Consider the following 26232-nt stretch of genomic DNA (forward strand, 5'->3'; position numbering starts at 1 on the left):
AAAATGCAAAATAAAAATTATTATGCCATTTTAATGGCTGGTGGCGTAGGATCTAGATTTTGGCCAGTAAGTACTGAGCAATTTCCTAAACAATTTCATGATATGTTGGGAACAGGTGATACGTTACTACAAAAGACATTTCAGCGATTAAATAAGTTAATTCCAACCGAAAATATTTTCATATTAACCAATGAAAAATATAACGATTTGGTCCTGCAACAATTGCCACAAGTTAAACAAAGACAAGTAGTTTTAGAGCCAGCAATGCGCAACACTGCACCGTGTATTTTATATGCTTCGTTAAAAATTCAAAAGGAAAATCCAGATGCAGTTATGATTGTTGCGCCTAGTGATCATTGGATTGAAGATGAAGATGCGTTTAGTCAAAATGTACAGCAAGCATTTCAGTTTTGTGAGCAAAACGATGCGTTAATGACTTTAGGAATCAAACCAACCTTCCCAAATACTGGATACGGTTATATTGAGTGTGGTAATGCTTCCGCAGAAAATATTAGCGAGGTGATTCAATTTAGAGAAAAGCCAGATTATGAGACAGCTAAACAGTTTTTATCTCAAGGAAACTTTTTGTGGAATGCTGGGATTTTTATGTGGAGCGCAACTTCTGTAATTAACGCCTTTAAAAAGAATCAACCTGAATTATTTGAGCATTTTAACAAAGGAATAGAAACTTATAACACAGCTGCTGAAGCTGAATTTATTGAAGAAAATTACGCTAAAGCGGAAAACATTTCGGTAGATTATGCTATCATGGAATCTTCTAAAAACGTGTATGTCATTCCTGCAACTTTTGATTGGAATGACCTTGGTACATGGGGAAGCTTATATGATAAGTTAGACAAAGACAATGCTAATAATGCGGTTGTTAATGCAAAAACTTTAGTTGAAGACGCTTCAGGAAATATGATTAGAACAGCAAAAGAAAAAGTTGTAATTGTTGACGGATTAAACGATTACATAATTGTTGATAAAGACGAAGTTTTGCTTATCTTTCCTAAAACAAAAGAACAAGACATAAAAAAAGTGCTTCAAAAAGTGAAAGACCAATTTGGTGAGCACTACGGATAATTATTAATTTCTGAATGAATACAACCAATAATCCTAACGAAAACAAGTTTAACTTCTCTGACGAAGACAAACAAAAAGAAGCTGTAGAGCAAAAAAAAGAAGCTGTAAAAAAAGATGCAGAAGGTTTATTTAAAAGTATAAAGCACTTTTTGCAAGAACTTTTAGACTTTAGAGAAGATACTGACAGAGATGCTACAATAGAGGCAATCAAAAATGATATTCCTTTTAAAGGTGCAACTGCATGGATTTTGGTGTGTTCTATTTTTGTGGCTTCAATTGGTTTAAATGCAAATAGTACAGCTGTAGTCATTGGAGCCATGTTAATTTCACCATTAATGGGTCCGATTTTAGGCGTAGGTTTATCTATAGCTATTAATGATATTGATACGTTAAAACGATCATTAATCAACTTAGCAATTATGATTGTGCTAAGTTTATTAACAGCATTTTTATTTTTTAGATTTTTTCCTTTAAGTGAAGATACGTCTGAGCTTTTAGGTCGTGTACAGCCAGATATTCGTGACGTGCTAATTGCCTTTTTTGGTGGTTTAGCTTTAATTATTGCGCGTACTAAACGAGGGACAATTGCATCTGTAATATTTGGTGTTGCAATTGCAACTGCTTTAATGCCACCATTATGTACAGCTGGATATGGTTTAGCAAAAGCTAACTGGAAGTACTTTGGTCAAGCCATGTATTTGTTTACTATAAATACTATTTTTATAGCATTAGCAACATTTTTAGTGCTTAAAATTTTACGTTTTCCAATGCTTAAATATGCAAATTCTGCAAAGAGAAAACGTATTGCAAGAGTAGCGTCTTTAGTTGCAATTATTGTTATGATTCCTGCAGTGTTTACTTTTTTAAGTGTTTTAAAAGAAAGTCAATTTGAAATTAATGCCAAACAGTTTATAGAAAAAGAAATTGTTGAACCATTGTTGCCTAATCCAAATTATATAAAAAAGTACGCAGTGCCTAATTACAATCCATCAGGAGTTTCTAATATAGAATTAACAACTTTTGGTTCTGATATTATTTCTGATGAAACAATACTTTTTTTAGAAAAACGCTTAAAAGATTATCCTTATTTAAACAATACTGAGTTGTTAATTAATCAGACCGAAAATAGACAAGTTAATAACTTAGAATATATGGAAGAATTACGTACGCGTGACTCTCTAGACCTTTTAACTCAGCAACAAAAGATAAGTATTTTAGAAAATAAAGTAAGAGAATTATCTGTGTTGGAAAAAGATCAAATTCCTTTTAAATCTCTTACTGAAGAAATTCATATTAACTATGAAAATATAGATGAAATAGCCTATTCTAAAGTCATAAAAAGCAACTTTAAAAAGCTGGATACTTTATCTGTTTTTGAAGTAAAATGGAATGACTCTCTAGTTAATAATAGTCAAGCTGAAAAGGAAAAGGCAAAACTGTATAAGTGGTTAAAGTTAAAATTAAAAGTAGATACTTTAGTGGTTAAAAAAGTAAATTAACCACGTTCTTCTAAATACATTTGACGTACTTTTTTAAATAGTTCAGAAGAGTAAACAAAATCGGTTACAGCTTCATTGTCTGTTTTAAAAATGTCATAACGAGAACCTTCCCATTCTTTGTAACCATTTTTAAGGAAAACAATCTTTTCGCCAATTTGCATTACCGAGTTCATGTCATGCGAGTTGATTACAGTTGTTATTTGGTATTCTTCTGTAATTTCTTTTACTAAATCATCAATTACAATTGCTGTTTTAGGGTCTAATCCAGAGTTTGGCTCATCACAAAATAAATACTTAGGTTTATTTACAATTGCACGTGCAATAGCTACACGTTTTTGCATTCCTCCAGAAGCTTCGCTTGGCATTTTTTTATGGGCTTCAGCTAGATTAACTCGCTTTAAAACAAAGTCTACACGATCTTGCATTTCGCTTTTACTTTGTTTGGTAAACATTTTTAAAGGAAACATTACGTTCTCCTCAATAGTCATAGAATCAAACAAAGCACTTCCTTGAAATACCATTCCTATTTGTGCTCTAATATCTCGTTTTTCGTCTTCACTTAATTGAGAAAATATTTTTCCATCATAGGCAATACTTCCTTGTTCATAATTGAAAAGACCAAGCAAACATTTTAAAAAGACAGTTTTTCCAGATCCACTTTGACCAATGATAAGGTTTGTTTTTCCTTTTTCAAAAGTGGTACTTATTCCTTTTAAAATATGTGCATCACCAAACGATTTATGTAAATTTTTAACCTCTATCATCAGCTTAAAAGTAGTTGAGTTAATAAATAGTTTAATACGATAATTACAACACTAGTCCATACAAATGATGTTGTACTAGCTTTACCAACTTCTAAAGCGCCACCTTTCATGTAATAACCATGATACGATGGAATTGTAGCTAATATAAAAGCAAAAATTAATGTTTTAATAAAAGCATAAGCCATATGGAATGGCGTAAAATCTAACTGTATACCTTCTATATAATCTCCCATACTTGCATAACCACCATAAACACAAGCTGCAAGTCCGCCAAGGATACCTAAAAACATAGAAATAGAAATCACAAAAGGATATAACATTAATGAAACAAACTTAGGAAAAACTAAGTAGTTTAAGCTGTTAATACCCATAACCTCTAATGCGTCTATTTGCTCTGTAACACGCATGGTCCCTATACTAGAAGTAATAAAAGATCCAACTTTACCAGCCATAATTATTGACATAAAAGTTGGTGCAAACTCTAAAATTATAGATTGTCTTGTAGCAAATCCAACTAAGTTTTTAGGGATTAAAGGATTATCTATGTTTAAAGCTGTTTGTATAGTAACAACACCACCAACAAAAAACGAAATAAAAGCTACGATACCTAAAGAGCCAATAATTAAATCGTCTATTTCTTTTAAGATTAATTGCTTCATCACCGACCATTTGGTTGGTTTTCTAAACATTTCAGCAATCATCAAAAAGTAAGTGCCTAAATAATGAAGGTATATCATATCAATTTTTGTTACTGCTAAAATATAAAATTCTAACAGCTTATTAACCTTAATTTCAAATTAGATGTCTTAAAAACTGTATTTTTGCAGTCTAAATTTATTAAATCACATGAGACCATTACTTTCAATTTGCGTAATATTTTTATTATTTGCGTGTCAATCTCAAAAAGAGATTGTTTCAACTTCAACAGAAACTACTATTCACCCTACAGGAAAAACAAAATTGGTTGTAGGAATTGTAGTTGATCAGATGAGGTACGAATACCTAACAAGATTTGAAAACAAATACGGAAATGGCGGATTTTTAAGACTTATAAACAAAGGTTTTAACTGCAAGAACAATCATTTTAATTATGTGCCAACTTATACAGGACCAGGACATGCTTCAGTTTACACAGGTACAACACCAAAAAATCATGGAATTATAGCTAATAACTGGTACGACAAGTTTAGTGATAGTTTTGTGTATTGTGCAGGAGATACAACTGTGCAATCTGTTGGAACAATGGATAAAGCAGGACAAATGTCTCCTCACAGAATGAAAACTACAACTTTTGCAGACGAGAATAGATTATTCACACAAATGAATGGAAAAACTATCGGAATATCTATAAAAGATCGTGGTGCAATTTTGCCAGCAGGACATAGTGCTAATGCTGCGTATTGGTTTCATGGTAAAAATGAAGGTCATTTTATATCAAGTACCTATTATTTTGAAACTTTACCACAATGGGTTAAAGATTTTAACGCAACTAATCCAGCTGAGAAATATTTAAAAGACTGGGATACCTTCTACGATATTAATACTTACACAGAAAGTGGAAGTGATTTAAACGATTTTGAAGGCGGATTTAGAGGAAAAGACACAGCAACATTTCCTTATGATTTAAAAGCATTAAGCAAAACAAATGATGGTTATAATATTTTAAAAACGACGCCTTACGGAAATAGTCTTGTTACAGACTTTTCTATCGCTGCTTTAGATGGCGAACAATTAGGGAAAGATAACTACACAGATGTATTGACTGTAAGTTATTCTAGTACAGATTATATTGGTCACAATTTTGGTGTAAATAGTAAAGAAATTGAAGATGTTTACATACGATTAGATAAAGAAATTGAAAAACTGTTAAATACGCTTGACGCGAAAGTAGGCAAGGGTAATTACACTGTGTTTTTAACAGCAGATCATGGTGCAGTAAATGTGCCTGCATATTTAGAAAGTGTAAAAATACCAGCAGGTTATTTTGATGGTGCTGCTTTTGAAGAACAAGTAGGTAATATTACAATTGAAACTCACAAAGTATCATCTTTCTTAAAGAATATTAGTAACCAGCAAATATTTTTAGATAGAGAAAAAATACAACAATTAGGTTTAGATTTAGATGATGTACAAGAAGCAATAGTAAATCAAATCATTACTTTTGATCAAGTGTATAAAGCATATACCGCTTCAACAATGAGCACAACTCAGTTTACAAAAGGCATTGAAAATTTATTACAAAACGGATATAATCAAAAACGATCTGGTGATGTATTATTTGTTTTAGATCCAGCAGTAATTCAGTATAGCAAAACAGGTTCAACACACGGTTCTCCTTTAAATTATGATACGCACGTGCCTTTAATTTTTTACGGAAATGGTATTACAAAGGGAAGCACAACAACACATACGACTATTCCAGATATAGCACCAACAATTTCTGCTTTATTAGGAATTACTTTTCCTAACGGAGCAACCGGTAAACCTCTAGAGTTTGTTTTAAAAAATTAATGAAAACGTTTTTTAAGCTCGTTTTCAGTCTTAAAAAGTAAAAAGATTACAGAGCCAAATATTAAAGCCAAGCTGATAAAAAGTTTGGCTTTATTGTTTATTGTAATTAATAATGAAATGTTGCTTATCAAGATTAAAAATACACCGCAAAATATTAAAAGTTTAGCTGAATATTTTTGTGAAAAATCCCATTGTTCTTGATTTTTCATAGAACGAGTTGTTCTGTATCCATAAAGCATATTGATGTTTTTAGGCGGAAATTTGAACATTACAAAACCTGTAATTATAAAAATGATTCCGCTTAAAAAACTCGGAAAAAGTAAGTTTTCTACAAGAAAATTCATGGTAAGTTACTTTCTGTATAAAAAGTAATTATTGACTAATTCGATATATCTTTCTTTTGCTTCATCTGCAGAAATATTCTTTGTTTGAAACAACGCATTAGTCTTAAAAGCATTAATTATTTGCTTTTTGCTACTAGGTCTTCCGTAGTCATTTGTAGCTCTTTTATAATAAGCATATAGACGCAACAAGAAATCTGCAGGAAAAGGTTCCTTGTGCCTGTTGATTTGTGCTACAGCCTCTTGAAAAGCTTTTTCGAGTTCTTCGGAAGTCATCTTAAATTTCGGCAATAATGCTTTCGCCGCCTTTTACTTTTTGGTTTAATTCTACCTTAATATTAGTGTCCAAAGGTAAAAATAAATCTACTCTTGACCCAAATTTTATAAATCCAGAGTCTGTACCTTGCACAGCAGCATCACCTTCAACAGCATAATTAACAATACGTTTTGCTAATGCACCAGCTATTTGTCTGTATAAAACTTCACCATAAATAGGGTTTTCTACAACTACAGTTGTGCGCTCGTTTTCGGTACTAGCTTTTGGATGCCAAGCTACTAAATATTTACCAGGATGGTACTTGCTAAAGTTTACCTTTCCGCTTATTGGGTACCTTGTTACGTGTACATTTATCGGAGACATAAATACACTTACCTGAAGTCTTTTTTCTTTGAAATATTCAGGTTCAAAAACTTCTTCTATAACAACAACTTTACCGTCTACAGGTGATACAACGGTATTGTCGTTAAGAATGGTGTTTCTTTTTGGGTTTCTAAAAAATTGAAGTATTAGAAATAAGAAAATGAATAAGGCAAAAAATAACACGTATTTAAGCCATAACGCCATAACAAAAGTGTCTACCACAACTGCTGAAACTGCAATAAACAAAAATGTAATTGCTATAATTTTAAAACCTTCTTTATGAAACATAGTTTACAATTCTTAAAAACAAATAAATAAAAGGAGCTGCAAAAATAATACTATCAAAACGATCTAATAATCCACCATGACCAGGCATAATCACACCGCTATCTTTAACATTAGCTTGACGTTTTATTTTAGATTCAATTAAATCTCCAATAGTACCAATAACACTTATAATAATACTTAAAATTAACCAATTAGAAAATGTTAAATGATTGTCTGTAAAAGTAAATATAAAATAACTAGCAATGGTCGCAAAAAACAAACCGCCTAAAAATCCTTCTACTGTTTTTTTAGGTGAAATACTAGGGAAAAGCTTTTGCTTACCGAAGTTCTTTCCAACTAAATAAGCAAATGTATCATTTACCCAAACCAAGATAAAAGAACCTAAAACTAGTGCTGGATTGAAATTTTGCCCATGTCTTCCTATTAATACCAAAAACACAAATCCACTAGCCAAATAAAAGGTAGTAATTATATATCTTTTAGAACTAAATAAAGGTATTTTCTTTTCTGAAAATAAGTCTTTTATAAGAAGAAGCTGTACAAAAATTGTTATAACTTGAAGAATTTGTGTTGCTTCAGATAAACCTAAATGCGAATTCATTACAAACTGCCAATATCCAAAGATGAAGTACATAATTGTAAAAATGATGTAAGGATAATAGCTTTTAAGCTGAATAAGCTTGCAAAACTCAACCATACAAATCATACCAAATACGTAAAAAAGAATAACAAACGCATGTTCGTTAAACAACGAGAGTATGAGTAGGGTTATATATAAAATTCCAGAAAGACCTCTGGTTAATGTTTCGCTCATAAAACTATAAATCTTCTAACAGCAGCAAATATAAGTTTTTTGTACTGCTTCCGTAAGATAAAAAGTCATTTTCCTCTTGAAGCTTAAAATGTTTTATGGTAGTAATGTTTGTAGGAAGTTTGTTAGGATTCTTACTTTTAATCTCTCTTAATCCTTCACTAATGGTTGGGACTATTTGACTAGTCGTAGCAAACACGATAAGGTTATTAGGGAATTCGTTTAACTTTTTTTCTGCCAATTGATTAGAGCTTACTAAAAGCGATCCATCGTTTGCAATTAAATTTTCACAAGTTGTTAAAAAATAAGTACACTCAGATAATTTTTCTCCGACATTTAGTTGAGAGCTTTTAAATTTATCTTGTAGGTTTTTGTCATAAAAGAAAACTTTATGATCTTCCCAGTTATTTTCTAGTATAATATTGTTGAGATTATCGTATACTTCGTCTAACGAATCGCAATACAAAAATTTACCACCATTTTTTTTGAAGTTAATCGTAAAACTTTCATCAATAGGTAGCTCAACTTTTGGCATGTATTTGCCTCGCTCATTAGACTTTACATCTTCTTTTTTCTTTTCAGATTTAGAACTAAATAACTTTCTAAAAAGACTCATTTACTTTTGCTATAATCAATTTTAATTTTGAACTATATCAAATATAAAAAATCTTAGACTATCTAAAGAGATAATCTAAGATTTTTGTTCTTAAAAGCAGCAAATAAGTGCTGTTTATTCTTCTTCGTCAGATTTTTGATCTGTAAGGTGAACTTCTTTTTTAAAGTTTCTCTCACCGAATATTTTCTCTAAATTATCTTTGAAAATAACTTCTTTTTCAAGTAATACTTCTGCAAGTTCTGTTAACTTATCTTTATTTTCTTCAAGAAGTTGTATAGCTCTTGCGTATTGCTTTTCAATAATATTTGAAATTTCTTTATCAATCAATTCTGCTGTTTGCTCACTGTATGGTTTAGAGAAACCATATTCGTTTTGACCAGACGAATCGTAATAAGTTAAGTTTCCTACTTTATCACTTAAACCGTAAACTGTAACCATTGCTCTAGCTTGTTTTGTAACTTTTTCTAAGTCACTTAAAGCACCTGTAGAGATTTTATCAAAAATAACTTTCTCTGCAGCACGACCACCTAACGCAGCACACATTTCGTCTAGCATTTGTTCTGGTCTAACAATTAAACGCTCTTCTGGTAAGTACCAAGCAGCACCTAAAGATCTACCACGTGGTACAATTGTAACTTTTACTAATGGAGCAGCGTGTTCTAACATCCAGCTTACAGTTGCATGACCAGCTTCATGAAAGGCAATGGCGCGTTTTTCTTCTGGAGTAACAATTTTATTTTTCTTTTCTAAACCACCAATAATCCTATCAACAGCATCTAAAAAGTCTTGTTTGTCTACCGCTTTTTTATTGTTTCTTGCAGCAATTAAAGCAGCTTCATTACAAACATTAGCAATATCTGCTCCAGAAAAACCAGGTGTTTGTTTAGATAAAAAGTCAAGGTCTAAACCTTCTGCTTTTTTAAGAGGTCTTAAGTGAACTTCAAATATTTCTTTACGTTCTCTAACGTCTGGAAGATCTACAAAGATTTGTCTGTCAAAACGTCCAGCACGCATTAAAGCTTTATCTAAGATATCTGCACGGTTGGTTGCAGCAAGTACAATTACGTTTGTATTTGTACCAAAACCATCCATTTCTGTCAGTAATTGGTTTAATGTGTTTTCACGCTCATCATTACTTCCAGACATGGCGTTTTTACCTCTTGCACGACCAATAGCGTCAATCTCATCAATAAAAATAATTGATGGAGATTTTTCTTTGGCTTGTTTAAATAAGTCACGTACACGAGACGCACCAACACCAACAAACATTTCAACAAAGTCAGAACCAGAAAGAGAGAAGAAAGGTACTTGCGCTTCTCCTGCGACTGCTTTTGCTAATAAAGTTTTACCTGTTCCTGGAGGGCCAACTAATAAAGCTCCTTTAGGAATTTTACCACCTAAAGACGTGTATTTTTCAGGGTTTTTAAGGAAGTCTACAATCTCTTGAACTTCTTCTTTTGCACCTTCTAAACCAGCAACATCTTTAAATGAAGTTTTTACATCGGTTTTCTCGTCAAATAATTTTGCTTTAGATTTTCCTATGTTGAAGATCTGTCCGCCAGCTCCGCCACCACCACCAGAAGACATACGTCTCATGATGAAAATCCAAAATCCAATTAGTAAAATAAAAGGAAGTAAGCTAAATAATAATTCGCCCCAAGGGTTAGTTTCGGTTTTATATTCAACAGATGTAGAAATGTTGTTGTTTGCTTTTATTTCTTTTAACTGATTTTCAAAATTTTGAAGATCACCAAATTCGAAAGTGTAATTTGGTATGTTATTAGAATCTCCAAATAATGCAGTTGGTATAGACTTTTTGTGTACTTCTTTTTCTTCTGCTTCTTTAGTTAAGTAAACTTTTGCTTCTCTTCGGTTAACAATATCTACTTTTTCTACGTCTCCATCTTTTAAGTATTGAAAAAATTGAGCTGGTGATGTTTTATTTTCTCCGCTTAAAGCATCGCTTCCAAAAAAGTTTAAACCAATGAAGAATAAAAATAAACCAGCATAAATCCAATAGGGATTAAACTTAGGTTTTTTTGGTGGTATTGTTTTTTTATTTTTATTGTTTGTCATGTATTGTTATTAATAATTTGTTTTTATAGCTGTTACTTTGGCATCTCCCCAAAGACTTTCGATATCATAAAATTCTCTAATGTGTTTTTGAAACACGTGTACAACTACGTTAACATAGTCCATTAAAACCCATTCTGCATTGTCTTCGCCTTCTATATGCCAAGGTTTGTCTTGTAATGTTTTGCTTACTTTTTTTTGTATAGAATTAACGATGGCGTTAACTTGTGTATTTGATGTACCTTCACAGATAACAAAGTAATCACAAACAGTGTTTTCTATTTCTCTAAGATCGAGAATGTTAATTTCTTTTCCTTTTACATCTTCAATTCCGCCTATAATTGAGGTTATAAGTAGATCTGCGTTAGATTCTTTTTTCGCCATTAATAAGATTTAATTTGTGCAAAGTTATTATTTTTAAGTTCTTTATACTTTAAAAAAATCATAAGATTTTATAATACGAAGATAACTATTTAATATGCGTATAATCAAACTTAATGCCATCGATTCTACAAATTTGTTTCTTCGTAGTCTTTGCTTAGATACATACGTTGAAGATTTTACTGTAGTTGTTGCAAAACACCAAACCAAAGGTCGAGGTCAAATGGGGACAGTTTGGTCGTCTCAAGATGCTAAAAACCTTACTTTTAGTGTGTTTAAACGTTTTGAGAATTTAAAATTAGAACAACAATTTGTTATTAGTATGGTTTCTAGTTTGGCTGTAATCAACGCATTAAAAAAAATGAATCTGCCAAAATTAAGTGTTAAATGGCCTAACGACATTTTGTCAGCAAACAAAAAGATTTGTGGTATTTTAATTGAAAATGTTATCAAGCAGAATAAAGTTGCAGGATCTGTTGTAGGAATTGGTTTAAATGTAAACCAAGTCGATTTTTCTGGTTTGCCACAAGCATCTTCAATTTTAAATATTACAGGTGCGTCTTATGATTTAGATGAATTACTTCAGTCTATTTTAAATGAATTAAAAATACTTTTTGATTTAGTTGAAAGCAATCAATTTGAAACTATTAAAACAACTTATGAGTCTTTTCTGTTTAGAAAAGATAAGCCTTCAACATTCGAAAATGCAGAAGGCTTATTCTCTGGTTTTATAAAAGGTGTTTCTAACGAAGGTCTTCTTAAAGTTTTATTAGAAGACGATGTTTTAGAAACGTTTGATTTAAAAACTATTAAGCTACTGTATTAATAGCACTAGGCATATTGGTTGCTAAAGTCTCTATAAATTTACCAATAGGACCTTTAATCATCATTGCCATCATGGCATTAAATTCGCCTTCAAACACTAATTGTACTTCGCTTGTGGTTGCGTCTATTTCAGAAATATTTCCTGTTAAAGAAAAGTCTATTTTTCCGCCAGCAGCACCTAAAACAATTTGATTTGGTGGTGTGGTTTCTTTTTTCTTCAAGACTATTTCTGGCATACCTTTTAAAGCGAATAAAAACTTATCGTTATCTAAAACTTCAAATTTACTTATGTTTTCTGGCATAAGTGTTTCAAAGTTTTTTACATCGCTTAAAAAGTCAAATGTGTCTTGTGTAGATTTATTTACGGTAACTTTTGGAGATTCTAATTTCATGGTTTGTTTTGTGTGTTAATCTATTTTTTACTTATCAATTAACGTTCCAATCGCTAGGATTGGCATTCCATTTACTTAAAGTTTCTATTTCATTTTCAGAAATATAATTTGTAGCTGCTGCTTCTTGTAATAAATGGTCGTAGTTGCTTAAAGTGTGTAATGTAAGGTGTTCTTTTTCAAAGTTTTCTTCAGAAATTTTAAATCCATAAGAAAAAATAGCAATCATACCTTTAACAGTTAAATTAGCTTCTTTTAAAGCTTTTACTGCATTTAAACTGCTTTTACCGGTACTAATTAAATCTTCTATGACGACTACATTTTGACCGCTTTCTACATAGCCTTCAATTTGGTTTTGTCTTCCGTGTGATTTAGCTTCTGGTCTAACATAAATAAACGGAACGCCTAAATATTCTGCAACCAGCATACCAATACCAATTGCGCCTGTAGCAACACCAGCAATAACGTCTGGTTTGCCATAGTGAGACTCTAAAAATTTAGCCATTTCTTCCCTAATGTAATTTCTTATTGGTGGAAAAGAAAGAACTACTCTGTTGTCGCAATAAATTGGAGACTTCCATCCAGATGCCCATGTAAAAGGCTCTTTTGGTTGAAGTTTAATAGCATTAACTTGTAATAATGCTTTTGCAGTTTGTCTAGCAATGTGTTTGTCAATTATCATGAGGCAAAATTACATATTAAATTTTTTGAATTAAAAATAACTTTAAAATAAAATTTAGAATTCCTTTAGTTTTATATTTTTACAATACAAAAGCAAAACTTAAACCATGCAGTGCATATTTGTAAACAATAAGCCAATTTACTTAACAACCACGGTAGAGAAAGAGACAGATTTTAAAAATTTTTTACTTAAAGATGCAGACATAAATGTTGTGATAAAAACTTTGGGTAAGAAAAAGATTAATTCGGTTAGACTTATTGGACACGCAGAAGATAAGTTATTAAAAGCTTTTAAAAAGAAACTTCCTAATGTAATTGCAGGTGGCGGAAAAGTATATAATGATAAAGGTGAAATTTTATTTATTTACAGAAATGATAAATGGGATTTACCTAAAGGAAAAGCCGAAAAAAAAGAATCTATAGAAGACACTGCAATTAGAGAAGTTGAAGAAGAAACTGGTGTTAAAAATTTAGAAATAGTTGAAAAACTTCCTATAACCTATCATATATACAAGCGTAACGGAAAACACAAGCTTAAAATAACCCATTGGTATAAAATGACATCAGATTTTAATGGAAAGCTTTATCCGCAATTAAATGAAGGTATCACAAAAGTAGAATGGTTAAATGAAAAGCAAGCACAAGAGGCTTTAGAAAACTCTTATGCTAATATCAAATTATTATTTTAAAACTCTATAAATAGGGTATTGCAAATGCGCTTTTTCATAATTAGGACTCTGTTTATGTATCCAGTCTAGTTGCTCGTACCAATTAGTAGCAAAGCTTTTGTTTGTAGATTTAATGGAGTCAAATTCTTTTTTAATTTCTGGGTTTTGGTTTAAAAAATCTAGTGCTTTATCTTCCCAAACATAAGGAGAAAAACCTTCTTTTTGCTGAAGAATGGTATCAAAAAAGTTCCAATTAAAAAATGAATCTGGAGCAGAAGGTTCTAAGGTTTCAATTAAATACCTCATTCCATATTGATTTGTATCAACTAAAAGATCTCCTTTTTTAAAAGTGATATCTTTTATGCTAGATGTAACGGTTGTGTTGTAATGTTGATAATGTCCTTCGTACGGCGATTTTCGTGTTTCAAATTTTTTAATCTTATAACTTTCAACAGTAATAATACTATCATTTTCTAGTGGCTTCATTTCAATATTATTCATTTTTAGACGTTCTAAAATTGGCCACCATCCTTTAGGGATGATATATGCTTTAGGGATTTTTACTTTAGTTGTTGGTTTAAAATAATTCTTGTAAACTACATCTTTGGTAAATGGTTGGTTACGGTCGTATTTTAGACGTTGTAAACCAGTAATATCGCTTGTAATTATTTCGCCTTCATAACCTTTAAATTTTAAAGTAGTTTGTTTTGTTGTGTCTATCGCCCAATCTAAAGGATATAAATTGTTAGTGTAAGTTCTATTAAAAGCCTCTTTTCTCAGTTTTTTTATGTTTTTTGATTCTTTATTTACAATGTTAATCATTGTTTTCATTAGCTCGTAAGTTCCTTCAACACGCTTTTTATAAGGTTTAAGCATGTGTGTTTCTACCATCATACCCAACGTGTTAAAAAGGGTTGTATAGCCTGTTGAGTATCTTGGGTAATCCATAAATTGAGAAAACCCTTTTTCTGGCACACTATTAAAGACATTAACGTATGGAGTAATATCCCAATTTTTGTCGGCTAGTTGTTGCTCTAATTTAGGTTGAAGAGTGTTGTGTAAATATTCACCTAAATCGCCACTAAGTTTATCGTGTTGGGTAAACAAATGTGTAAGCGTATATTGATAATCTGCACCATTACTTACGTGATTATCAATAAAAACATCTGGTTTTACTAAATGAAAAACTTTTGCAAATGCTTTAGCATTTTTGCTATCGGCTTTTATAAAATCTCTGTTTAAATCAAAGTTACGCGCATTACCTCTAAAACCATATTCTTCAGGTCCGTTTTGGTTGGTTCTTGTGGTGCTATTTCGGTTTAAGCTACCGCCAATATTGTAAACAGGTATCGTTGCCAAAACCACATTTTTAGGCATTTTCATTTTACCTTGTACCAAATCTCTAAATAAAAGCATAGTGGCATCAATACCATCAGATTCACCAGGATGAATACCATTATTGATTAATAAAATACGTTTGTCGTTTCTTATACTTTCAAAATTGAAATTACTATCAGGGTTTAACGTAACAAGATGTAAAGGTTCTCCGCTATCTGTTTCACCAATTGCTTGGATGTGAATACTTGAATAGCTATCTGCTAATTGTTTGTAAAACTCAATAACTTCATTGTAAGTAGGAGTTTTAGTTCCGTTAGAAGTTTCAAAAACAGTGGTGAAATTTGGTGTTTTGTCTTCGCAAGACATACAAATAAAAATAACCGTAAAAAGAAGAAAAAGTTTTTTCATAAAAGCGATTGTTTACATCTAATTGTCACAAATATAGTATATAGGCTTGTGTTTTTTGTAATTAGATGTACTTTTGCAAGCTTAAAATCCTAAGATAATGACAGAGTTTATAAGAAAAATAGTTCCTAATGCTAAAGATGATGTGTTAGCAGGTATTACAGTTTCTTTAGCTATGATACCAGAAGTAGTTGCATTTGCTTTTGTAGCTCAGATAGATCCTTTAATGGCATTGTCTGGAGCATTTATAATTGGTTTGATTACAGCTGTTTTTGGAGGTAGACCAGGATTGATATCTGGAGCAGCAGGTGCTGTTGCAGTTATTTTTGTGTCTATGATTGCAGAAGGTCACACAAAAGGAATGCTAATGGATACGCCTATAGAAAATATGGGTTTTTTCTATCTAATGGCTTGTGTGGTTTTAATGGGATTAATCCAAATATTAGCAGGTATTTTTAAATTAGGAAAATTTGTTAGGCTAATACCACATTCAGTAATGATGGGATTTGTAAACGGACTTTCTATTGTCATTTTTATAGCGCAAGTAAAAATGTTTAGTCATAAAAGCGTAAAAATTTCTGATGAAGGTGTAAAACAATATGTTAGTACTTTTATGGAAGGAACAGAGCTATTTACTATGATAGCTTTAGTTTTGTTAACAATGGGAATAATTTGGTTGCTACCAAAACTAACTAAAAAGTTGCCAGCTGCACTTACAGCAATAATTATAACTAGTTTAATTGTTATTGGTTTTAGCATAGACGTGCCAACTGTTGGATCTTATATTGTTGAAGGTGGAGGAAGTGGATTAAAAGGTGAATTTCCTACTCCAAATATGGAATTGTGGGAAAAATTACCATTCAATCTTGATACATTAAAATTTATTGCATTGCCTGCATTTTTAGCAGCATCTGTTGGATTAATTGAAACTTTAATGACGATGAATTTGGTTGACGAATTAACAGAAACTAGAGGAAACGGAAATAAAGAATGTATAGCACAAGGCGCAGGTAATATTGTGTCAGGTTTATTTGGAGCTACTGGTGGATGTGGTATGATTGGTCAAACTGTAATTAATATCAATTCAGGTGGTAGAGGTAGATTATCAGGCATCATGATGGCAGTAACACTATTATCCTTCGTGCTTTTTGCTGATAAATTAATAGAAATGGTGCCAATAGCAGCATTAGTAGGTGTAATGTTTATGATGGTTATCGAAACCTTTGCGTGGTCAAGTTTTAGAATATTAAAGAAAATACCAAAATCTGATGCATTTGTTTTAATCACAGTATCTTTAGTTACCGTATTTGTAGACTTAGCAGTAGCGGTATTTATAGGTGTAATAATTTCTGCTTTAGCTTTTGCTTGGGAAAACGCAAAGCGAATTAGAGCCAGAAAAAGAATGAAAACAGACGGAACTAAAGTTTACGAAATTTGGGGACCATTATTCTTTGGAAGTATTTCTGCTTTCAATGAAAAATTTGATATAAAAAACGACCCCGAAAAAGTTGAAATTGACTTTGTAGAGTCAAGGATTAGCGACCATTCTGCATTAGAAGCTATTTTTAATTTAGTTGAAAAGTATGAAGCAGAAGGAAAGCAAATTAAACTAAAACACCTTAGTGAAGATTGTAAAGTGTTGATGTATAAGGCAAGTCCAAAGTTTAGAGAAGTTATAATCGAAGCTATAGATGATCCAAGATATCATTTAGCAGAAGACCCTGAAAAATTTCCTAAACCTTTATCAGAGTATAAGTTTTAAACGAAAAAGCTGAAGTGTAAACTTCAGCTTTTTTGTTTATTTTACTCGTACACTTTTGGGTACTAACTTAGTGTAATCACCATTGTTTTTAATAACATCTCTTACAATAGAAGATGAAATGTAGCTTGTACGTGCAGCTGTTAGCAAGAATACCGTTTCTATCGTAGAAAGTTTACGATTGGTATGGGCAATTGCTTTTTCAAATTCAAAATCGGCAGGGTTACGTAAACCACGTAAGATAAAATCGGCATCAATCTCTTTGCAAAAATCGACAGTCAAACCCTTATAGGTAACCACTTTTATTTTAGGTTCGTCTTTAAAAGCGTCTTCAATAAATTGTTTTCGTTCCTCTAAAGAAAACATATAATTTTTGGTCGAATTTACGCCAATAGCTACTACAACCTCATCAAACAATTTAATACCGCGTTTGATAATATCGTAATGTCCATTGGTTATTGGATCAAACGACCCAGGAAAAAGTGCGCGTCTCATATTTTTTTGAATCAAGATTATTTGATACAGGAAACAAGATAATCAATTATCTAGTTTATCAATAAAGTTGGATATTTTTTGTTGAATTTTTTTAATTCTATTTTCAAAATCATCAAATTTTTCTTCAGAGATAAAATTAAGATTTTTACAAATAATTATTTGTGTTTCCCATTCGTAAGCAGAGCCTAAACTGTCTTCAAGATATTTAATGAAATGTTTATTACTTCGTTTACTTGTGCCTTCTGCTATATTTGAGGCAATAGAAACACAACTTCTATTTAATTGACTAATTAATCCGAACTTTTCATCTTTAGGAAGTGTAGCTGTGAAGTTATAATTATCAGTTATAAGATTAATGCTTTCTTGCCAAATCTGTAAATTCTTAAAATTATGCCTTCTCATATTCGTGATTCGTGTTTCTATATTTCCTGTTTCAATTTAAAGTAAAGCTTCTTCAATAGCATTAGTAAACAACTCTTGTAAACTAATTCCTGCAGCAGCAGCTTGTTGTGGTAAAATACTTTCATTAGTTAATCCAGGTACCGTATTAACTTCTAATAGATGAGGTTGATTGTTTTTAAATATAAATTCGCTTCTAGAAAAACCTTTCATTTTTAAAACCTCATAAACCTTCTTAGCGGTTTTCGTAACAATTTCTTCTTGTTCTTTTGTAATTCTAGCAGGTGTAATTTCTTGAGATTTACCTAAGTATTTAGCTTCGTAATCAAAAAAGTCATTTTCGCTAACAATTTCTGTTATTGGTAAGACTTTGGTGTCTCCTTTATAGGTAATAACACCAACCGATACTTCGGTTCCATCTAAAAAAGATTCGATAATAATTTCGTCATCTTCTTTAAAAGCAACTTCAATTGCGTGCTGTAAATCTTCTTTTTTATGCACTTTGGTAATTCCAAAGCTACTACCTGCTTTGTTAGCCTTTACAAAACAAGGTAAGCCAACTTTACTAATAATTTCGTCTTCATTAATAGTGTCGCCAGTATTTAAAAAATAGCTTTCTGCAGTTAAAATTCCGTAAGGTTTTAAAATACTTAAACAATCACGTTTATTAAAAGTTATCGCAGCTTGGTACATACTGCAACTAGTGTGCTTAATGTCTAGTAAGTTAAAATAACCTTGCATAAAGCCATCTTCTCCGGGACTACCATGTATAGCGTTAAAAACACAATCAAACGTGATTTTTGTATTGTCTTTAGTGAAAGAAAAGTCGTTTTTATCAATTGGGTATTCACTATCGTCTTCGTCTACATAAACCCATTTATCTTTAAAAATATGAATGCGATACGCATTAAACTTTTCTTTATCAAGCGTGTTGTAAACTACGTTTCCGCTTTTTAATGAGATTTGATATTCGCTAGAATATCCGCCCATAATAATGGCTATATTTTTTTTCATTTAGTTTAAATTATATCGAAATACTCTAAGGTTTTCAATAATCCTAAAAAATATTCGTTGTGTAAAAATATCATTTATTTTAATCCGAAGGAAAACCTTTTTGTTTTTATATATTTGTCTACATAAATTTTACTAAATGAGTTTTATTGGTTTTATAAAAAGTAAAGAATTTTTAAAGCAAATTATAATTGCTATTATAGCAGTTGTAGTAATTGTTTTTTTGTTGCTTAAATGGTTAAACGTAACCACAAATCACGGTACATTTGAGACTGTACCTGACTTAACAGGAAAATCTATTGAGGTAGCTAAGATGGAGTTAGAACAAAATAATTTGGTAATGCAAATTCAAGACTCTGCTAATTTTAATCCAAACTACCCAAAATTTGCAGTTATAGAACAAGACCCAAAACCAAATGCTCAAGTTAAAGAAAACCGTAAAATTTACATTACCTTAAATCCTTCTGGGTATCGTAAAGTAGCAGTGCCAGATTTAAGACAACGTACATTTAGACAAGCAAAACCAACATTAGAGGCTTTAGGTTTTAAAGTAGGAAAAAAGACTTACATAGACAATATTGCTAAAGATATGGTTTTAGGTATGCGTTATAAAGGAGACGTTTTAGAACCAGGAACAAAATTGCCAAAAACAGCTTCAATAGATTTAGTTTTAGGTAATGGTAATCGTTCAACAAGTAATTAATTATGGACGACTATACACCAGAATTACCAGAAGAAGATAACGACGATCTTTACGAGCATTATTCGTTTACCGCAGACAAAGGACAATCGCCTTTACGTATCGATAAATGGTTAATGAATAAGGTAGAAAACGCTACCCGAAACAAGATTCAAGACGCCGCAAAAAACGGAAGCATCTTTGTAAATGGTACACCAGTAAAATCCAATTACAAGGTAAAACCAAATGATCAGGTACGCGTATTATTTCAACATCCGCCACATGAAAACTTATTGGTTGCAGAAGATATTCCATTAGACATCGTTTATGAAGACGATCAATTATTAGTCGTTAACAAACCAGCAGGCATGGTTGTACATCCAGGACATGGTAATTATTCCGGAACATTAATTAACGCACTAATTTTTCATTTTGATAATTTACCAAACAATTCAAGTGAAAGACCAGGATTAGTTCATCGTATAGATAAAGATACATCAGGATTGTTAGTGGTTGCAAAAACCGAACATGCTATGGCGCATCTTACTGCTCAATTTAAAGCCAAAACTAGCGAGCGTGAGTATGTGGCAATTGTTTGGGGGAATGTAGAAGAAGACCAAGGTACAATAGAAGGTAATATTGGTAGACATCCAAAAAACCGATTACAAAATACCGTATTCTTAGATGACGAAGCCGATAAAGGAAAACCAGCAGTAACGCATTACAAAGTAATAGAACGTTTAGGTTATGTAACATTGGTAAGTTGCAAGTTAGAAACAGGACGTACACACCAAATACGTGTGCATATGAAGCACATAGGTCACACATTATTTAATGACGAGCGTTACGGCGGAAACCTAATCTTAAAAGGCACAACCTTTACCAAATACAAACAATTTGTAGAGAACTGTTTTAAAGTATTACCACGTCAAGCCTTACATGCCAAAACCTTAGGATTTATGCATCCAACAAAAAACGAATTTATGAGTTTTGACACGCCAATACCACAAGACATGCAAGATTGTATAGAAAAATGGAAAGGTTACTCTAAACACATAGATAATAATTAGGGCGTTACCACAAGGGTCGCGCTATTCACTATATCTTTTTTTGCAAATGATTAAAGCTTAACCTCAAAGTAAAAGCAGCAAAAAAAGGATGTCGTTACTATCGCTAACGCGCTTACTCAAACCCAATAATAAAACCGAATAGACCTATTTAAAATTACTATCTATTCAGCTTTTATAACGCAGTAACAATTTGTAATTTAGTATCAGAAAAAGATAGATTTATGAAACTAGTATTATCACCAGCAAAGTCATTAGATTTTGAAACCCAATTGCCAACAAATAAAACCACTCAGCCACAATTTTTAGAGCAATCTTTAAAGTTAAATAAAGCACTAAAAACAAAAAGCCCAAAGTCATTATCAAAACTAATGAGCATTAGTGATAAGCTAGCAGATTTAAATTACCAACGTAATCAAGAGTTTACAGTACCATTTACAGAAGATAACGCTAGACCAGCAATGTATGCCTTTAATGGAGATGTGTATAAAGGATTAGATGCTTATACAATATCAAAAGACAAGATAGATTTAGCACAAAATACCATTAGAATCTTATCTGGACTTTACGGAGTTTTAAAACCTTTAGATTTAATGCAACCTTATCGTTTAGAAATGGGGACTAAATTAAAAGTAGGAAGCAAAAATGATTTATACGAATTCTGGAAAAAAGATATCGTAAACGCTTTAAATGAAGAGTTAGAAGATGACGAGTTGTTTATCAACCTAGCTTCAAACGAGTATTTTAAAGCAATAGATAAAAAGGCATTAAAAGTGCCAGTTATAGATATTACGTTTAAAGAATTTAAGAATGGTAAGCTTAAAATAATTTCATTTTATGCCAAAGAAGCACGTGGTTTAATGGCAAGATATATCATAGATACAAATGCAAAAACTATAGATGATTTAAAGAAGTTTAATTACGATAACTATCAATTTGATGGAAAACTCTCAGAAGAAAATCACTTGGTCTTTACAAGATAACAAGCGTACAGAACAGGAACGAAACGTTTTTAAACCAACAGGCAAACCAGCAAAAAGTAAGAATGTAACATACTTATTTTGGGCGGTTATTATATTACTAGCAATTAGTTATTTATTACCATTTTTATATGAAGACAAAGTAGAAGTTTGCCTAACAGATTCTTTCTGTTTTAACTCTCAAGACAATATATTTTTATACGGCTTGTACGTCTTTTTTAATATCACAATACTATTGCTAGCAGTTTTTGGAGCTTATATCATAGGTAAAAAATTAGGCGAAAAATTTAAAGTTTAAGCTTTTGCTTTTTTGTCTATATTAATTTTAGTTTCTGGTCTTACACGTTTTTTTATTCTTGGTCGTCTAACACCAAAAGTACCTCTGTGTATTTTACCGCGTTTAGATTTTTTATCTCCTTTTCCCATAATTTAATTGTATTTTTCTACTCTTAACATACAAAAAATATAAAAGAATAACAAGATTATTAAGTGTTTAAACACCATCATCCATATCCGCCATTCATTAAAAAAGATACTAAAAAACTGATTGTTGGTACATTACCGCCACCAAGATTTAGTACAGGCGATTTGCTAGAAAAGGATGTAGATTTTTGTTATGGTAGTTATTATAATTCACTTTGGTTGTATATTGATAAAATTCACAATTTAAATTTACGATTTGATAATTCACAAGAAGCTATAGATCAACGAAAATCCTTTTTAATCAAACATAAAATAGGCATTTGTGATATTGTAGAAATTTGCGAACGAGAAAAAATTGACGCTTCGGATTTAGGAATGTCTAATGTTAAATTAAGAGGTGTTATAGATTACCTTAAACAATTTCCAAATATAGAAACCATACTTTTTACTGGTGGTAATAGTAAAAACGGACCAGAGTATTTCTTCAGAAAGCATATAAAAGAATACAATATAAAATTAGAACTAGTCTCTAATGAAATACCAAGGATTCATCAATTTAAAATACCAATTACTTCAGAAAATAGAATAATAAAAACTGTGTCATTAACATCTTATTCAGGTAGCGCTAACCGTGCAATAGGTAGTAATCCGTTATATAAACAACTAAAAGCTAAAAATCCAAAATTCAATACTTTTGATTTTAGAGTGATGCAGTATCGAGAGTTTTTTTAGGTCTATCTAAATAAATATACTATTTTAGAAGTCTATCAAAATCTATTACTTATTATGCAAAAACCTATCGTTCTGCTATTATTAAGCATTTTATTGACTAGTTTTTCTACACAAGCACAAACAGAAGAAAAAACTATTGACGCCGAAACTTTTGGAAATTTAATGTGCGACTGCATTAACCAATTTATGGATGATATGCATCCCGAAATTAAACGCATGATGAGAAATATCGAAGTGATAGGTGAAGAAGAAGCACAAGAACGATTTGTAACCTATATTGAAGAACATCCAGAAGAAACAGCAAAGATTTTAAGTGACGGAGAAAAACTTCAAAAGTTTGAACAATCCATGTCAAAACTACCAGGTTGTCAAACTTTAATTGAAATTTCTAATGATAAGTCTTTTAAAGAAAATAAAGACTTAGAAAAAGAAATAGAAGATTATCTAGAAAACAAGTCTAAATGCGTCTATGCCTACATCTTTTATCAAATAGGTACAGAAAAAAAGTAAAGTATTTTTCTTTAAATACAAACATTAAATAATTAGAACATTAAATCATTATTAAGATGTACCTTTGTCGTTAATTTAAAGAGGTAACCTAAGAAGAATAGTGTTTATCTCACAAACATTATTTATGTCATTTCAATCTTTAGGTTTATCTCAACCTTTACTAAAAGCAATTAGTAAAAAAGGATATACTACACCAAGTCCAATACAATCAAAAGCAATACCGCCAATTTTACAAGGTGATGATGTATTGGCTTCAGCACAAACAGGAACAGGTAAAACAGCAGGATTTACATTGCCGTTATTGCATATTCTGTCAGAAAATCCTAAACAGAAATTTAGACCAATTCGTGCATTAATTTTAACTCCAACCAGAGAACTTGCAGCTCAAGTCTATACTAATGTAAAAGAGTATAGCGAGTTTTTAAACCTACGCAGCGCCGTTATTTTTGGAGGTGTTAACCAAAAACCACAAATAGCAACTATTAGAAAAGGTGTAGACGTTTTGGTCGCAACACCAGGACGATTATTAGATTTAATTAATCAAAATGAATTGTCTATAAAACGTGTAGAAATTTTTGTTTTAGATGAAGCAGATCGCATGTTAGACATGGGATTTTTAAGAGATATTGAGCGTGTCATGAAATTTATGCCCGATAAACGTCAAAATTTGATGTTTTCGGCAACTTTTTCAAAAGATATAAAAAAATTAGCGCATAGTATTTTAAATCATCCAGTACAAGTTGAAGTAACTCCAGAAAATACAACGGTTAAGACTATTTCACAAAAAGTATATCGCGTTGCAAAAGACAAAAAAACAGGCTTAATTATCAAACTGATTAAAGATGGTAATTGGAAGCAAGTTTTAGTCTTTACACGTACCAAACATGGCGCCAATAAGTTGTGTAAAAAGATGGATCAGTCTGGTATTAAAGCAGCAGCAATCCATGGTAATAAAAGTCAAGCAGCACGTACCAAAGCTTTAAAAGGATTTAAAGACGGAAGTGTAAGTGTACTTGTAGCTACAGATATTGCTGCTCGTGGTTTGGATATTCCGTTGTTACCACATGTGATAAATTTTGAAATCCCTAATATTTCTGAAGATTATGTTCATCGTATTGGTCGTACAGGAAGAGCAGGAGCAGACGGGCAAGCTATTAGCTTAGTTAGTGCAGACGAAACCACTTTTTTAAAAGATATAGAAAAATTAATTGGAGAAAAATTACCTGTTGAAATTTTAGAAGGTTTTGAGCCAGATCCTAACGCATCTACAGCTCCAATTAGACCAGGACAAAATAGAAGACCAAAAAGCAATAAATCTAATAAGCCTAAAGGCGAAAGAAAAAATACAGCTTCAAACTCTGGACGCAGAAATAGAAACCGTAATAAAAGTCGAAATTCTAACAGAAGAAAGATTAATTAAATGACACTAGCTTTAAAAGATAAAATTATTGAGATTTGTAATCATAAAATAGCAACAAAAGGTGAAAATGTAGGTATTTCATTTTATGCGTTTTTTAAAAATAAAAATGATAATCCTGAATTATTGATGGAAGCTGCTACTTGGTGGATTAAGACTCACAAACTAGATCATTTTGAAAAAGCTGTTAAAATAAAAAGTTTAGTAGAAAACATCTAATGGAACACCAACCTAATAATCCATTACACAGTATAAAATTAGAAAAAATTGTAACCGATTTACAAGCGCATTACGGTTGGGAATACATGGGGCATGTCATTAAAATTAATTGCTTTATAAGTAACCCTTCAGTAAAATCTAGCTTAAAGTTTTTGCGTCGTACACCATGGGCAAGAGCAAAAGTAGAGGCAATGTATTTAAATTATTTGAAGAAAAATAAAGCAAAGTAAAAATTGCTTTACCTTATATAAATACAGGATTTTTTATTCTATTAGTAGTAAAGATATCAATTAATTAAAATAGTCAAAGTTTATAATCGTGTGCTATTAGTTAAAATTTTATCTAGTTTTTTATTTTTTTTATCTAAATAACGACGTAGTACACCACCTTTAACATTGTTTACATCAAATTCTATTATAAAGGCATCTTCATCAATATTTGATACTATACGGTACATCTTTTTTATATCTATACGGTTAATAATGGTGTGTATTATATCAAAATCTTCAACTTTACCTTTACTTCCAAATCCTTTTTGACCTTTATAAATGGTCATTCCGGCACCTAGCTCATTAATAATAGCAACTTTGATTTTTTCATAATGCGGGGATACAATAGTAATACCAATAAAATCTTCAAAACCTTCAATAACCAAGTCAGTTACCTTTGCGGTTACAATATAGGTTAGAATAGAGTACATAGCAATTTCTTTAGAAATAACAAAAGCCGTAATAGAAAATAAGATAACGTTAAAAATAAGAATGACTTTTCCTATACTAATGCCAAATCTATCATTAATAAATATGCCTAAAATCTCTGAGCCATCAAGCACAGAACCGTTTCTGATAGCAATACCTATACCTGCACCAAGGAACAGACCTCCAAATATGGAAATTAAAAATTTATCTTCTGTTATAATTTCGAAGTTTTCAAAATGAATAAAAAGAGCTAATCCAATAATACTCATAATAGATTTTAGAATAATCCTTTTAGACACAGTAAAATAGCCCATAATTAAAAACGGAATACTAAATAAAATTAATAGTATAGAAATATTAACATTTATTAATCGACTAATTAATAAAGCTATTCCAGTAACGCCTCCATCCATAAATCCATTTGGTAATAAAAATGCTTTAAGCCCAATACTAGCAAGGACAATACCTAAAATAATTTGAAAATATTCTGAAAAGATTTTAAAAATTTTAGAGGTTTTATTAGTCAT

At 31.2% G+C, this 26232-nt stretch carries 32 protein-coding genes; 15 read left to right on the forward strand and 17 right to left on the reverse strand.

The features are described 5' to 3' along the window. Positions 1-3: 3 nt before the first annotated feature. Complete coding sequence (locus WA327_RS13785) at positions 4-1086, forward strand: mannose-1-phosphate guanylyltransferase (protein WP_336070677.1); 1083 nt, start codon at positions 4-6, stop codon at positions 1084-1086. Between the two features lie 14 nt (positions 1087-1100). After that, a complete protein-coding gene (locus tag WA327_RS13790) occupies positions 1101-2585 on the forward strand; it encodes a DUF389 domain-containing protein (protein ID WP_336070678.1) in 1485 nt (494 codons plus the stop codon). Here WA327_RS13790 and WA327_RS13795 read toward each other — a convergent pair. Together WA327_RS13795 and WA327_RS13800 are read right to left on the reverse strand one after the other, a co-directional pair. Continuing rightward, positions 2582-3349 carry an ATP-binding cassette domain-containing protein gene (locus WA327_RS13795; RefSeq protein WP_336070680.1) on the reverse strand — a complete coding sequence of 256 codons (768 nt, stop codon included), beginning with the start codon at positions 3347-3349 and terminating at the stop codon, positions 2582-2584. The genes WA327_RS13790 and WA327_RS13795 overlap by 4 nt on opposite strands. Next, positions 3349-4086: an ABC transporter permease gene (locus tag WA327_RS13800; protein ID WP_336070682.1), complete on the reverse strand. Its 738-nt coding sequence runs from the start codon at positions 4084-4086 to the stop codon at positions 3349-3351. Before WA327_RS13800 ends, WA327_RS13795 begins: the two co-directional genes overlap by 1 nt. 109 nt (positions 4087-4195) lie before the next feature. On the opposite strand from WA327_RS13800, the gene pafA reads away from it, so the two are divergent. Beyond that, positions 4196-5860: an alkaline phosphatase PafA gene (gene pafA, locus WA327_RS13805; protein ID WP_336070683.1), complete on the forward strand. Its 1665-nt coding sequence runs from the start codon at positions 4196-4198 to the stop codon at positions 5858-5860. Here pafA and WA327_RS13810 read toward each other — a convergent pair. The 7 genes from WA327_RS13810 to rsfS all read right to left on the reverse strand — a co-directional run bounded on the left by WA327_RS13810 (position 5857) and on the right by rsfS (position 11013). Beyond that, positions 5857-6204 carry an SdpI family protein gene (locus WA327_RS13810; RefSeq protein ID WP_336070685.1) on the reverse strand — a complete coding sequence of 116 codons (348 nt, stop codon included), beginning with the start codon at positions 6202-6204 and terminating at the stop codon, positions 5857-5859. The two genes, pafA and WA327_RS13810, sit on opposite strands and share 4 nt — an antisense overlap. 6 nt (positions 6205-6210) lie before the next feature. Beyond that, entirely contained in the window at positions 6211-6477 is a 267-nt protein-coding gene (locus tag WA327_RS13815; RefSeq protein WP_336070687.1) for an acyl-CoA-binding protein, read from the reverse strand. A 1-nt stretch (position 6478) separates the two neighbouring features. Further along, positions 6479-7129, reverse strand: a complete 651-nt coding sequence (locus WA327_RS13820) for a phosphatidylserine decarboxylase family protein (RefSeq protein WP_336070689.1) — start codon at positions 7127-7129, stop codon at positions 6479-6481. Continuing rightward, positions 7119-7943 (reverse strand): phosphatidate cytidylyltransferase, encoded by an 825-nt coding sequence (locus WA327_RS13825; protein WP_336070691.1) that lies wholly within the window; start codon positions 7941-7943, stop codon positions 7119-7121. Before WA327_RS13825 ends, WA327_RS13820 begins: the two co-directional genes overlap by 11 nt. 4 nt (positions 7944-7947) lie before the next feature. Beyond that, positions 7948-8556 carry an LUD domain-containing protein gene (locus tag WA327_RS13830; protein WP_336070693.1) on the reverse strand — a complete coding sequence of 203 codons (609 nt, stop codon included), beginning with the start codon at positions 8554-8556 and terminating at the stop codon, positions 7948-7950. Between the two features lie 114 nt (positions 8557-8670). Continuing rightward, positions 8671-10632: an ATP-dependent zinc metalloprotease FtsH gene (gene ftsH / locus WA327_RS13835; RefSeq protein ID WP_336070695.1), complete on the reverse strand. Its 1962-nt coding sequence runs from the start codon at positions 10630-10632 to the stop codon at positions 8671-8673. A 9-nt stretch (positions 10633-10641) separates the two neighbouring features. Continuing rightward, the gene (rsfS, locus tag WA327_RS13840) at positions 10642-11013 is read right to left on the reverse strand and encodes a ribosome silencing factor (RefSeq protein ID WP_336070697.1); all 372 of its coding nucleotides are present in this window, start codon (positions 11011-11013) and stop codon (positions 10642-10644) included. A 94-nt stretch (positions 11014-11107) separates the two neighbouring features. Here rsfS and WA327_RS13845 point away from each other — a divergent pair, with 94 nt between their 5' ends. Then, positions 11108-11836 (forward strand): biotin--[acetyl-CoA-carboxylase] ligase, encoded by a 729-nt coding sequence (locus WA327_RS13845; RefSeq protein WP_336070698.1) that lies wholly within the window; start codon positions 11108-11110, stop codon positions 11834-11836. On the opposite strand, the gene WA327_RS13850 is transcribed toward WA327_RS13845, so the two are convergent. Beyond that, positions 11820-12227 carry an SRPBCC family protein gene (locus WA327_RS13850; protein ID WP_336070699.1) on the reverse strand — a complete coding sequence of 136 codons (408 nt, stop codon included), beginning with the start codon at positions 12225-12227 and terminating at the stop codon, positions 11820-11822. The two genes, WA327_RS13845 and WA327_RS13850, sit on opposite strands and share 17 nt — an antisense overlap. A 34-nt stretch (positions 12228-12261) precedes the next feature. After that, the gene (gene pyrE, locus WA327_RS13855; RefSeq protein ID WP_336070701.1) at positions 12262-12906 is read right to left on the reverse strand and encodes an orotate phosphoribosyltransferase; all 645 of its coding nucleotides are present in this window, start codon (positions 12904-12906) and stop codon (positions 12262-12264) included. Positions 12907-13012: 106 nt separating this feature from the next. On the opposite strand from pyrE, the gene WA327_RS13860 reads away from it, so the two are divergent. After that, positions 13013-13594 carry an NUDIX domain-containing protein gene (locus WA327_RS13860; protein WP_336070703.1) on the forward strand — a complete coding sequence of 194 codons (582 nt, stop codon included), beginning with the start codon at positions 13013-13015 and terminating at the stop codon, positions 13592-13594. Here the strand turns inward: WA327_RS13860 and WA327_RS13865 are convergent. Beyond that, a complete protein-coding gene (locus WA327_RS13865) occupies positions 13586-15319 on the reverse strand; it encodes a M14 family metallopeptidase (protein WP_336070705.1) in 1734 nt (577 codons plus the stop codon). The genes WA327_RS13860 and WA327_RS13865 overlap by 9 nt on opposite strands. Positions 15320-15416: 97 nt before the next feature. Here WA327_RS13865 and WA327_RS13870 point away from each other — a divergent pair, with 97 nt between their 5' ends. Beyond that, complete coding sequence (locus tag WA327_RS13870; RefSeq protein ID WP_336070707.1) at positions 15417-17078, forward strand: SulP family inorganic anion transporter; 1662 nt, start codon at positions 15417-15419, stop codon at positions 17076-17078. Positions 17079-17114: 36 nt separating this feature from the next. Here WA327_RS13870 and coaD read toward each other — a convergent pair whose 3' ends face one another. From coaD to WA327_RS13885, 3 genes are read right to left on the reverse strand one after another with little or no spacing between them, the layout of a single operon-like run. After that, complete coding sequence (gene coaD, locus WA327_RS13875) at positions 17115-17570, reverse strand: pantetheine-phosphate adenylyltransferase (RefSeq protein ID WP_336070709.1); 456 nt, start codon at positions 17568-17570, stop codon at positions 17115-17117. A 42-nt stretch (positions 17571-17612) separates the two neighbouring features. Continuing rightward, positions 17613-17972 carry a four helix bundle protein gene (locus tag WA327_RS13880; protein ID WP_336070711.1) on the reverse strand — a complete coding sequence of 120 codons (360 nt, stop codon included), beginning with the start codon at positions 17970-17972 and terminating at the stop codon, positions 17613-17615. A 36-nt stretch (positions 17973-18008) separates the two neighbouring features. Next, complete coding sequence (locus tag WA327_RS13885; protein WP_336070713.1) at positions 18009-18983, reverse strand: D-alanine--D-alanine ligase; 975 nt, start codon at positions 18981-18983, stop codon at positions 18009-18011. Between the two features lie 136 nt (positions 18984-19119). Between WA327_RS13885 and WA327_RS13890 the strand changes: the two genes are divergently transcribed. From WA327_RS13890 to WA327_RS13905, 4 genes are all read left to right on the forward strand, one after another. Continuing rightward, complete coding sequence (locus tag WA327_RS13890; protein WP_336070715.1) at positions 19120-19683, forward strand: PASTA domain-containing protein; 564 nt, start codon at positions 19120-19122, stop codon at positions 19681-19683. A gap of 2 nt (positions 19684-19685) precedes the next feature. After that, positions 19686-20729 (forward strand): RluA family pseudouridine synthase, encoded by a 1044-nt coding sequence (locus WA327_RS13895; protein WP_336070717.1) that lies wholly within the window; start codon positions 19686-19688, stop codon positions 20727-20729. Positions 20730-20950: 221 nt separating this feature from the next. Further along, entirely contained in the window at positions 20951-21709 is a 759-nt protein-coding gene (yaaA, locus tag WA327_RS13900; protein ID WP_336070718.1) for a peroxide stress protein YaaA, read from the forward strand. Next, positions 21666-22004 carry a hypothetical protein gene (locus WA327_RS13905; protein ID WP_336070720.1) on the forward strand — a complete coding sequence of 113 codons (339 nt, stop codon included), beginning with the start codon at positions 21666-21668 and terminating at the stop codon, positions 22002-22004. The genes yaaA and WA327_RS13905 overlap by 44 nt, the downstream gene beginning before the upstream one ends. On the opposite strand, the gene WA327_RS13910 is transcribed toward WA327_RS13905, so the two are convergent. Then, complete coding sequence (locus tag WA327_RS13910; protein WP_336070722.1) at positions 22001-22132, reverse strand: 30S ribosomal protein THX; 132 nt, start codon at positions 22130-22132, stop codon at positions 22001-22003. The genes WA327_RS13905 and WA327_RS13910 overlap by 4 nt on opposite strands. A gap of 63 nt (positions 22133-22195) precedes the next feature. Here WA327_RS13910 and WA327_RS13915 point away from each other — a divergent pair, with 63 nt between their 5' ends. The 5 genes from WA327_RS13915 (at position 22196) to WA327_RS13935 (ending at position 25237) form a co-directional block, all read left to right on the forward strand. Next, on the forward strand, positions 22196-22861 hold the full coding sequence (locus tag WA327_RS13915) for a uracil-DNA glycosylase family protein (RefSeq protein WP_336070724.1): 666 nt from the start codon (positions 22196-22198) through the stop codon (positions 22859-22861). Between the two features lie 54 nt (positions 22862-22915). Continuing rightward, on the forward strand, positions 22916-23371 hold the full coding sequence (locus WA327_RS13920; protein ID WP_336070726.1) for a hypothetical protein: 456 nt from the start codon (positions 22916-22918) through the stop codon (positions 23369-23371). Between the two features lie 124 nt (positions 23372-23495). Further along, entirely contained in the window at positions 23496-24791 is a 1296-nt protein-coding gene (locus WA327_RS13925) for a DEAD/DEAH box helicase (RefSeq protein WP_336070728.1), read from the forward strand. Next, positions 24792-25007 carry a DUF6500 family protein gene (locus WA327_RS13930; RefSeq protein WP_336070730.1) on the forward strand — a complete coding sequence of 72 codons (216 nt, stop codon included), beginning with the start codon at positions 24792-24794 and terminating at the stop codon, positions 25005-25007. Continuing rightward, positions 25007-25237: a VF530 family protein gene (locus WA327_RS13935; protein WP_336070731.1), complete on the forward strand. Its 231-nt coding sequence runs from the start codon at positions 25007-25009 to the stop codon at positions 25235-25237. The genes WA327_RS13930 and WA327_RS13935 overlap by 1 nt, the downstream gene beginning before the upstream one ends. 80 nt (positions 25238-25317) lie before the next feature. Here the strand turns inward: WA327_RS13935 and WA327_RS13940 are convergent, their stop codons facing one another. Next, complete coding sequence (locus tag WA327_RS13940) at positions 25318-26232, reverse strand: YitT family protein (RefSeq protein ID WP_336070733.1); 915 nt, start codon at positions 26230-26232, stop codon at positions 25318-25320.

The sequence above is a fragment of the Mesoflavibacter sp. CH_XMU1404-2 genome, from assembly GCF_037029465.1.
Lineage (GTDB): Bacteria > Bacteroidota > Bacteroidia > Flavobacteriales > Flavobacteriaceae > Mesoflavibacter.